General features: G+C 71.4%; 1 protein-coding gene and 1 tRNA gene. One reads left to right on the top strand and one right to left on the bottom strand.

Going from position 1 to position 1,819, the window contains the following annotated elements:
* Positions 1–68: 68 nt before the first annotated feature.
* Positions 69–1,469: a sodium/glutamate symporter gene (locus HMPREF3105_RS08680; RefSeq protein WP_036314362.1), complete on the top strand. Its 1,401-nt coding sequence runs from the start codon at positions 69–71 to the stop codon at positions 1,467–1,469.
* Positions 1,470–1,594: 125 nt separating this feature from the next.
* On the opposite strand, the gene HMPREF3105_RS08675 is transcribed toward HMPREF3105_RS08680, so the two are convergent.
* Positions 1,595–1,668 (bottom strand) — tRNA-Met (locus HMPREF3105_RS08675).
* Positions 1,669–1,819: the final 151 nt, after the last annotated feature.

Below are 1,819 nucleotides of genomic sequence, written 5' to 3'. Positions count from 1 at the left end.
CTCGCGTATCTCGAGGGCACGGGCGCGCTCCGTGGGACACCCCCGTCCCCGCACAGAGGAAGAACCCCATGCAAGAGCAGTTCACGGCCTGGTCCGTGCTGGTCGACGCCGGCCTCATCGGCGCGCTCCTGGCCGTGGGCACGCTGGCCCGTGCCGTCATCACGCCCCTCCAGACCCTGATGATCCCGGCCTCCGTCATCGCGGGCATCCTGGGCCTGGCCCTCGGCCCGAACGGCCTGGGCTGGCTGCCGTTCAGCCCCCAGCTGGGCACGTACGGCTCGATCCTGATCGTCATCGTGTTCGTGTGCATCGCGCTCACCGACGACTTCGACGTCCGCAAGATCGGCCGCCCCGTGGGCGCGTTCGCGTCCTACGGCGTGCTGATCTACTCCTCCCAGGTGGCCATCGGCGCCCTCGTCACGCTGGTCCTCCTGCAGCCGCTGTTCGACGCGCCCGACTCGTTCGCCGCCCTGCTGTTCGCCGGCTGGGCGGGAGGCTTCGGCTCCGCGGCCGCCGTGGGCCAGGCGTACGCGGCCAACGGTGATGCGACCGTCACCTCGCTGGCCTACACCTCGGCCACCGTCGGCATGATCGTCGGCGTGGTGGGTGGCATCATCCAGGCCAAGATCGGCGCGCAGCGCGGCCACGCGCGGGAGTTCGCGGGCCTGACCTCCATCCCGGAGGAGCTGCGCACCGGGGTGCTGAACCAGGTGGAGGAACGCCCGGTCATCGGCCGGCACACCTTCTCGGCGGCCTCGGTGGAGTCGCTGGCCTTCCAGGTCGGCGTGGTCGCGATGATCGCGGCGGCCGCGCACGGCGTGGTCTCCTGGATCACGGCCGTGTGGCCGAGCGTCGTGGGTGAGGACGGTCCCCAGCTGATCATCCCCGCGTTCGCGATCGCGTTCCTCCTCGGCCTGATCGCCCGCGTCCTGTTCCAGGCCACGAAGACGGCGAAGTTCCTCGACCCGGGCTCGCTGAACTCGGTGTCCGGCACCGCCACGGACATCCTCATCGTCTGTGGCATCGCCGCGATCGCCCCGACCGTGGTCGTGGACTACTGGCAGCCGCTGCTGCTCCTGTTCGTGATCGGCCTCGCGCTGGCCCTGTTCCTGGGGATCGTCGTGGCGCCGCGCGTCATGACCGACGCGTGGTTCGAGAAGCAGCTGTTCACGTGGGGCTGGGCCACCGGCGCCGTCGCCACGGGCGTGGCCATGCTGCGCATCGTGGACCCGAAGCTGAAGTCCGGGACCATGGAGCAGTTCGGCGTGGCCTACATCCCGGTGGTGCCCGTGGAGATCGCGGCCGTGTCCTTCGTGCCGCTGCTGCTCATCGCGGGCCTGTCCTGGGCCGTGGTCGGCATCTGGGGCGCCATCGCGATCATCGCGATCATCGCTGCCGTCTGGCTGCGCCGCACCGATCCGGGCCGCCGCACCCCGGCCCAGCAGGCGGTCCGGGCCTCGAGCCGCTGACGCTCCCCCACCGATCGCCCGAGGGCGGTCAGCTCGCCCGCCGGCACCGTGCCGGCGGACCGGGGCGACCGGGCCCGGGCATGCGAGAAGGCCCCCAGCAGATGCTGGGGGCCTTCTCCTTCTCGTTGCGGGGGCAGGATTTGAACCTGCGACCTCCGGGTTATGAGCCCGGCGAGCTACCGAACTGCTCCACCCCGCGGCGACTTCTAGAACTATACACACCCGTCCCGTCGAGTTCAAATCGGCGTCAGCGTCCCGCCATCCGGCGGCCATGCGGCGGCCACTTGCCCCGAGACGGCGGCGGCCCCGACCACGCGCGGTGCGTGGCCGGGGCCGCCGTCGACGGTCCG

The organism is Micrococcus sp. HMSC31B01 (genome assembly GCF_001816085.1).
Taxonomy (GTDB): domain Bacteria; phylum Actinomycetota; class Actinomycetes; order Actinomycetales; family Micrococcaceae; genus Micrococcus; species Micrococcus luteus.
Note: the sequence above shows the minus strand (reverse complement) of the source record. Positions and strands in the feature narration are given on the sequence as shown.

What these genes read in the sequence shown, in the direction of transcription:
- HMPREF3105_RS08680 (WP_036314362.1), top strand. Translation starts at nt 69, where the DNA reads ATGCAAGAGCAGTTCACGGCCTGGTCCGTGCTGGTCGACGCCGGCCTC.